General features: G+C 55.7%; 5 protein-coding genes. All 5 read left to right on the forward strand.

Translation table 11 applies throughout. The features are described 5' to 3' along the window. Window positions 1-437: 437 nt before the first annotated feature. The gene (locus RSSM_RS18735) at window positions 438-1,688 is read left to right on the forward strand and encodes a tagaturonate epimerase family protein (protein WP_008682209.1); all 1,251 of its coding nucleotides are present in this window, start codon (window positions 438-440) and stop codon (window positions 1,686-1,688) included. 349 nt (window positions 1,689-2,037) lie between these two features. Continuing rightward, window positions 2,038-2,970 carry an aldo/keto reductase gene (locus tag RSSM_RS18740; protein ID WP_008682211.1) on the forward strand — a complete coding sequence of 311 codons (933 nt, stop codon included), beginning with the start codon at window positions 2,038-2,040 and terminating at the stop codon, window positions 2,968-2,970. A 362-nt stretch (window positions 2,971-3,332) separates the two neighbouring features. Continuing rightward, the gene (locus RSSM_RS18745) at window positions 3,333-4,361 is read left to right on the forward strand and encodes a zinc-binding alcohol dehydrogenase family protein (RefSeq protein WP_008682214.1); all 1,029 of its coding nucleotides are present in this window, start codon (window positions 3,333-3,335) and stop codon (window positions 4,359-4,361) included. Beyond that, window positions 4,351-5,826 carry a sugar MFS transporter gene (locus tag RSSM_RS18750; protein ID WP_008682216.1) on the forward strand — a complete coding sequence of 492 codons (1,476 nt, stop codon included), beginning with the start codon at window positions 4,351-4,353 and terminating at the stop codon, window positions 5,824-5,826. The genes RSSM_RS18745 and RSSM_RS18750 overlap by 11 nt, the downstream gene beginning before the upstream one ends. A gap of 138 nt (window positions 5,827-5,964) precedes the next feature. Beyond that, window positions 5,965-7,578, forward strand: a complete 1,614-nt coding sequence (locus tag RSSM_RS18755; RefSeq protein ID WP_044303001.1) for an alpha-L-fucosidase — start codon at window positions 5,965-5,967, stop codon at window positions 7,576-7,578. Window positions 7,579-7,836: the final 258 nt, after the last annotated feature.

Genomic DNA, 7,836 nt, shown 5'->3' on the forward strand with positions numbered 1-7,836 from the left:
GATCTCGTAGGCAAATTCAAAGACATCGGACCATTGAACTCACCGACGCCTGCTCTCGGTCTTGGAAAGACCGAGCTACTTGGGTGAGCCGAATGGCCGTCAGGCCTCGGGTGGAAACGCCAACCGATTTTCCAGTCCCAACCTGCCGAAAACCCGAGTGCTTACGCACTTCGGCTCACTGGTGTCGTCCCGTGGTAGGTCATGCTTCGCATTGCGGTATTCCGCCCGCTACCCCGCACGGTGCAAAATCGGCATGATCGGTTTGCCCGGAAACACCGATTCGAAGCCACAATTTGCATGCCTGGCCAGCCTGAGTTGCCTGATCGGACCGGGCGTGGTTTTCGGTTAAGAATGCGCATGCAAATGTGTGACCTAGCTATTCAGTGTCACGGCGATTGGGTAAGAATAGGCTCCTCAATTCAACGGGAAAAGGATCTATGCTTACCATCGAAAAATATTCATTTGGTGTCGGCGACCGCTTCGCCCACCAAGCCGCTGCGCAACTTCGCGCATTCCAAAAACTCGCCGCAGACGGCGTGGACGTCACTCCGGTTTGGAACAAATCGAACCGCGAGCACACGTTCGTCGGCTCGGAGCCCCAGAGTGTTTACGACGCGGCGAAGGTTGCCGTCGACAAACTCGGTTGGGACAAACCGTGGCACGTCGATGCCGACCACATTCAACTCGCTACCGTCGAACCTTTCCTGCCCTGCAGCGATTTCTTCACGATCGACGTTGCCGACTCGATCGGCAAAGCCGCTTCGGACAGCGAAGTCGAAGGGTTCGTTGATCGTCACGGCGAGTTGATCGGAACGCTCGAACTGCCCGGACTTTCGAGCCCGCTCAACGTGACCAAGGACGACGTCCGCCGGGTCGCGAAACAGTATTTGCTCGCGGTGAAAGAAGCATCCGAGATCTACAAACATCTCGAATCGGCCAAAGGCAAAGACGGCGTGATCGCCGAGGTGTCGATGGACGAAACCGATTCGCCACAAACACCACCGGAATTGCTGATTATCTTGGCAGCACTCGCTGACGAGAACGTTCCTGTTCAAACGATCGCGCCGAAGTTCACCGGTCGGTTCAACAAAGGCGTCGACTACGTCGGTGATCTGCCACAATTCGAACGTGAATTCAACGACGACCTCGCAGTGATCGATCACGCGGTGAAGGCATACGGATTGCCCGAAGTGCTTAAACTCAGCGTTCACAGCGGCAGTGACAAATTCAGCCTGTACCCGATCATTCGCGAATCGCTCAAACGCACCGGCGCGGGCGTTCACCTGAAGACCGCAGGCACGACGTGGTTGGAAGAGTTGATCGGTTTGGCCGAAGCAGGCGGAGACGGATTGGAACTCGCCAAAGAGATCTACGTCTACGCGTTGCAGCACGTCGAAGAACTTTCGGCTCCTTACGCAAGCGTGATCGATGTCGATCCGAAGGCACTTCCGGATGAAGCAACGGTCAAGGCATACAGCGGAACCGAGTTCGCCTCGGCGATTCGCCACGTGCAATCCAACCCGATGTTCAACCCAAGCATGCGTCAATTGTTGCACGTCTCGTTCAAGGTCGCCGCGAAAGCCGGTACCCGGTACACGGACATGCTCAAGGCAAACGAAGACATCGTTGGCAAACAGGTCACCGAGAACATTTACGATCGACACTTGCTGCCGTTATTCGTTGGCTAGTTTCGTCGTCGGCTAAGTTCGCTGCTGGCGAAAGGGTTGTTGCACCGGTCTTTGTTGTTTGCCGGTGAATTCAATTCGAAACGCGGAAGCAACGTATTCCGCGTTGTTGTTGACGGCAGTGGTTTCATCCGTGAGGCCGCTGTCCATTTTAGTACCTATCCGAAACCCTCTGCGAATGGTTCCGCGGGAGCGCGTTCGCCCGTTTCGAGTCGCGGCTTTTGCTAAGCCGCAGATTGTTTTTTCGATAGTTTCGCAAATAGGAACACCAACTGTTATCGGCGTTTTTGTCCAAGCGTCTGTTGGTCCGTACGAGTCGTCTTAAACTCACTCCTCACAAAAAGTCCCGGTCATGGAAACTCGCAAACTAGGCAACACCGATCTCGAATTGCCCATTCTCAGTTTCGGCGCCTCGTCGCTCGGTTCGGAATTCCGTAGCGTGCAATTGGACGACGTGTTCGAAAGCGTGCGTACGGCCCTCGAACTCGGTTTGAACTTCATCGACACGTCGGCTTACTACGGACGTGGCAAATCAGAAGTGTTGCTCGGAATCGCGTTGAAAGACGTGCCTCGCGACAGCTACATGATGTGCAGCAAGTTGGGCCGGTACGACGTTGATAAATTTGACTTCTCCGCCAAACGCGTCGCCGAAAGTGTCGACGTCAGTTTGCAACGTCTCGGCACCGACCATTTGGATATCATGCTGTGTCACGACATCGAGTTCGTGCCACTCGATCAAATTGTCAGCGAAACGTTACCCGCGCTTCGCAAGATCCAAGAGGCCGGCAAGGTTCGCTATGTCGGCATCAGCGGATACCCGATGAAGGTGTTCCGCGAGATTTCAGCACAAGCCGATCTGGATTGCATCCTTTCGTACAACCAGTACACGTTGCAAAACACCCGATTGGCCGACGAGTTGTTGCCGGGACTTAAACCGAAGGGTGTTGGGATCATGAACGGCGGCCCATTCGCGGCACGTCTGTTGACCAACGCACCGTTGCCGGATTGGCATAAAGACCCGCAGGAAGTTCGCGATGTTGCTCGCAAGGCAGCCGAACACTGCGAGAAGAACGGCGTCGATATTGCGCAACTCGCGTTGCAGTACTCGTGTGCCCATCCCGACATGACCACGACGATCGCCGGCAGTGCGAACCCGAAAAACATTCGCAAGTGGACCGAGTGGTTGGCAGAGCCGATCGACCAGGCGTTGCTCGAAGACGTACTGAAAATCTTCGAACCGGTCAAAAACGTCGGGCACCTGGAAGGGCTTCCCGAAAACAACTGATTTGTTTTTCGTAGTCTTCAGTAGGCCGGACCAAGCGAAGCGAAGTTCCGGCAACTGCGATGTTCTGGCGACCGTCGAACACGCGTCGTTAGTCGCCGATGCCCAGTCTTCATCATCCGGCCCACGTGACGTCTGTCGCTACTCGCCCGATGAATCGTTGGCAAACCTTGGGCGATTTCGTCGGTGAGACTGAATCGTCCGCGATACTGAATTGGGATGCGGGGAAGGACGCCGTGCGAGGACATGCTGCGAGATGCCGCAGGGCGTAGTTCTCCTCTCGAACAACATGATCTATTCGAAAGCCGCTACACTCGCTGAGTTCGCTTTCACGAAACCTAACCTATCCACACGTTGAATCGAAAATGAAAGCCCTCCAACTCGAAAAGCCCAAAACCTGGGCCACCATCGATCTTCCTGAACCACCCGCTCCCGCCGAGGGCGAAGCGTTGGTGCGAATTCACGTCGTCGGAGTTTGCGGAACCGATTTGGGCGGGTATCTCGGGAAGTTCCCGTTTTTCTCCTACCCACGGATCCCCGGTCACGAACTCGGAGTCGAGGTATTGGCCGTTGGCGAAGGCGTGACGGATGTTTCGGTGGGCGATAAGTGCTCCGTCGAGCCCTACATCAACTGCCAGAAATGTTACTCCTGCCGTCGTGGTTTGACCAACTGCTGCGAGCACCACCAAACGCTCGGCGTGATGTGCGACGGCGGATTGACCGAGAAGATGATTCTTCCGGCACGCAAGCTCCACGTCGCCAACAACCTTTCCTACGAACAGTCTGCTTTAGTGGAAACGCTCGCGATCGGGTGTCACGCCGTCGACCGTGCCGGGGTGAAGGAAGGCGAGAACGTTTTGGTGATTGGTGCCGGTCCGATCGGCCTCTCGGCGCTCGAATTCATCAAAGTCGCTGGTGCCCGACCGATCGTCGCTGACATCAGTGAGACGCGATTGGAGTTTGTCCGGGAAAAGATGGGTGTCACCGATACGCTGAAGGTTACCGGTGAAGATTCCGACATCGAAAAACTCGACGAAATGACGTCGAACCAACGACCCGACGTGGTGATCGACGCGACCGGGAACCACCACTCGATGGCGCGTTCGCTCGAGTTGGCTGCGTTCGGTGGCCGAGTCGTTTACGTCGGCATCACCCAGCAAAACCTGAACTTCCCACATGCCCCGGCGATGCACCGACGTGAACTCACGTTGATGGCGTCGCGCAACGCCCTCTCTCGCGACTTCACGCGTATCATCGATTTGATCGAAAAGGGCACCATCGATACTCAACCTTGGATTACGCATCATGCGAAGTTCGAGGATGTTGCAGCTTCCTTCCCCTCATGGACCGATCCCGAAACCGGGGTGGTCAAGGCAGTGATTCATGTCGATTGATTCTTCTCAACCGGACGCAGCGGATGAAGCGAACGGTGTAGACATCCCCACCGAACCCGTGTCGCGCGGCATTGAGGTGATCCCCAAAGAGTATTTCGCGGCGTTCGTCTTGACGACGTGTTGTTTCGCGTTGTGGGGATTCGCCAACGACATCACCAACCCATTGGTGAAGGTGTTCAAGGAAGTCTTCCAGATCAGCAACACGCAAAGTTCGCTGGTTCAGTTCGCGTTCTATGGCGGCTATTTCACGATGGCATTGCCCGCGGCTTACTTCATTCGGAAGTTCTCCTACAAGGGTGCGATCATGGTCGGCTTCGCACTCTATGCGGCCGGGGCATTGTTGAGCATTCCGGCGAGTTTGAATCAGAACTTCTGGATCTTCATCGCCGGGTTCTATGTGCTCACGTTCGGGTTGGCGTTCCTCGAAACGAGCTGCAACCCATACATTCTCGCGATGGGGCCGCCGGAAACGGCGACCCAGCGATTGAACCTCGCCCAAGCCTTCAACCCGATCGGGTCATTGACCGGGATGGTGATCGCCACGACCGTGATTGCACCGAATTTGCAGGTAGGTGAATTCCGTTCAAACATGGAAAGCAAAGCCCCCGCGGCGGTGGCGTATGTCGAAGAAGACTATCCAGACGGCCTGCCGAACTTTGCCGAAGAATTCGGAACGCTCGACGACGCGGTCGGCAAGGGCCTCGCCAACATGCAGGTGACCGATCCGGAAGCGTTCCAGACGATGCAGTTGCATGACCTCGCCGTCGTGCGGACGCCGTACGTCGTCATCGCGATCGTGGTGTTGTGTTTCCTCGTGTTGTTCGCCGTGACGAAGATGCCGACGTTTGCGTCGGAGCATCCGGACGCCCCGATGACCGAGATCATCGGACGGCTGCTCAGCAAACCGCACTACCGCGAAGGCGTTGTCGCGCAGGCGTTTTACGTCGGTGCTCAGATTACGTGCTGGACGTTCATTATTCACTACGGCATGGAACTCGTCAGTCTTTCGCTCGCCGAGGCACAGACGTGGAACATTGCCGCGATGGTGATCTTCCTGACGAGCCGATTCGTTTGCACGTTCTTGCTGAAATACATCAGCCCGGGACGGTTGCTCGCGGCACTCGCGGCAGCAGCGATCGCGTTCACCGCCGGAGCTATCTTCCTGGAAGGGAAGACTGGTTTGACATGCCTGGTTCTGATCTCTGCCTGCATGTCGTTGATGTTCCCAACGATCTACGGAATCGCACTGAAGGATTTGCCTGCCGAGGAAGCCAAACTTGGTTCGGCTGGACTGATCATGGCGATCGTCGGTGGTGCGTTGTTGCCGCTGTTGCAGGGTAAGTTCATTGACGAACTCGGCGTACGTAACTCGTTCTACCTGCCAATGATTTGTTTCATTGCGATCGCAATCTTCGGCGTGAGAACCTTCACCCGGTTCGAACGAACCGAAGCATCCGCCGCGTAGGAATACGTGGTTTCCAATTGTTTCGTGAACCGACCGGATTTGACACCGGTCGGTTTGTGGCAACCGTCGCCAAGGAAGCACGGTGCCATGTGATCCAACATGTCCCTACCCCACCCCTTGATGCCCGGTAATCACATCATGAATACGTTTCGACGTCTCTCCATGACGCTTTCAGCAGCGGCGACGGTATTTGTCACCTCGTCATTGCCCGCCCAATCGACCACTGCGGTCGATCGAACCGCTCCGCACCCGAAGGTCGCTGCGGCGGTCGAGAAGATCGAAAAGGTTGCACAGTCTGGGCCGTTCCAACCCGAATGGTCGTCGCTCGAGAAATACGAGATTCCGCAGTGGTACAAAGACGCCAAGTTCGGCATCTTCATTCACTGGGGTGCGTACAGCGTTCCCGCATTCGGCAGTGAATGGTATCCACGCCAGATGTACATCAACAAAGGCCGTCGCGGTGACAATTTCTTCGAACACCACATCAAAACCTACGGCCCGCAAAAGACGTTTGGCTACAAAGACTTCATCCCGATGTTCAAGGCGGAGAAGTTTGACGCCGCCGAGTGGGCGAAGCTGTTCAAAGAGACCGGTGCGAAATACGTTGTTCCGGTTGCCGAGCACCACGACGGCTTCCCAATGTACGAGTGTGATTACACCCGTTGGGACGCGACGGAAATGGGCCCCAAACGTGACGTGATCGAGGAATTGTCCGAGGCGATTCGCGCCGAAGGGTTGAAGTTCGGCGTCAGCAGTCACCGGGCGTTCAATTGGATGTTCTATGTCCGCAACGAAAATTTCGACAACGCGGATCCTCAGTACGCCGACCTCTACGGGCGTCCGATGCCGTTCTTGTTCAAGGAGAATGCGTGGGACTATCAGAACTTCTTCCCGCCACAGGACCAACAGTTCAAGGACGATTGGTTGGCCCGTTCGTGTGAGTTGATCGACAAGTATCAACCGGACTTGTTCTGGTTCGATTTTGGGATCACCCCATCACGGCACGTTACCTACAAGGAGAATAAGTTCTCCGATCACCTGAAGAAGTTCGCCGCGTATTACTACAACAAGACGAGTGAGTCTGATAGCGCGATCGGGATCATCAACTACAAGTGGCAAGCGTTCCCTGAGGCTGCTGCTGTGCTCGACAAAGAGCGGTCGAAGATGGACAAGATCCGCACCCCGTTCTGGCAAACCGATACCGCGGTCAGTTCGAGTTCATGGGGGTATACCGAGAACCAGAAGTACAAGACTCCCGATCGTTTGGTCGATGACTTGGTTGACATCGTTTCGAAGAACGGTTGTCTGTTGCTCAATGTTGGACCTCGCTCTGACGGAACGATCCCGCAGGAAGATCAAGACATCCTTCGAGCGATCGGCGGATGGTTGAAGGTTAACGGCGAGTCGATCTATGACACGGCTTACTGGAAAGTGTTCGGCGAAGGCCCAACCACGGTTTCGACCGGTCACGTATCGGAATCGAAGGACAAACCGTTCACGTCGGACGATGTGCGTTTCACGCAGAAGGGCGACGTGGTCTATGCAACAATTCTTGCATGGCCCGAGTCGGGTGAGGTCACGATCCGTGCGCTCGGCAAGGGATCGGAATACTGGCCCGGTGAAATCGGTTCGGTCGAGATGCTCGGCAGCGACGAAACGATCCGTTTCGAACGAACCGACGCTGGGTTGAACGTGAAGATGCCTTCCGTGAAACCATGTGACTTCGCATACGTGTTGAAGCTGACGAAGTAGTAGTTGGCGTTGCCGTTGTTTCTGAGCGATTGGGTGTTTGTTTCCGTCGGGGGAACCCGACGGAAGCTGGATGGAGTGACGGTCGTGGATAGGATTGGTTGCGTGAGCCGAAGGGCCGTAAGGCCTCGGGCGGAAACGTTAATCGGTTTTCCAGGCTGACCATGCCGAACACCCGAGTGCTTACGCACTTCGGCTCACGAGTTTGGGGGGTCGGTCATGTTTTGCATGTCGGTATGACTCCGGCCATTCTGCTCTCGG

This window comes from Aporhodopirellula sallentina SM41 (genome assembly GCF_000346505.1).
GTDB classification, from domain to species: domain Bacteria; phylum Planctomycetota; class Planctomycetia; order Pirellulales; family Pirellulaceae; genus Rhodopirellula; species Rhodopirellula sallentina.

Excerpts from the sequence above, each read along its gene's own strand:
- RSSM_RS18735 (WP_008682209.1), top strand. The coding sequence starts at position 438 with ATGCTTACCATCGAAAAATATTCATTTGGTGTCGGCGACCGCTTCGCC.
- RSSM_RS18755 (WP_044303001.1), top strand. The coding sequence starts at position 5,965 with ATGAATACGTTTCGACGTCTCTCCATGACGCTTTCAGCAGCGGCGACG.
- RSSM_RS18740 (WP_008682211.1), top strand. The coding sequence starts at position 2,038 with ATGGAAACTCGCAAACTAGGCAACACCGATCTCGAATTGCCCATTCTC.
- RSSM_RS18745 (WP_008682214.1), top strand. The coding sequence starts at position 3,333 with ATGAAAGCCCTCCAACTCGAAAAGCCCAAAACCTGGGCCACCATCGAT.
- RSSM_RS18750 (WP_008682216.1), top strand. The coding sequence starts at position 4,351 with ATGTCGATTGATTCTTCTCAACCGGACGCAGCGGATGAAGCGAACGGT.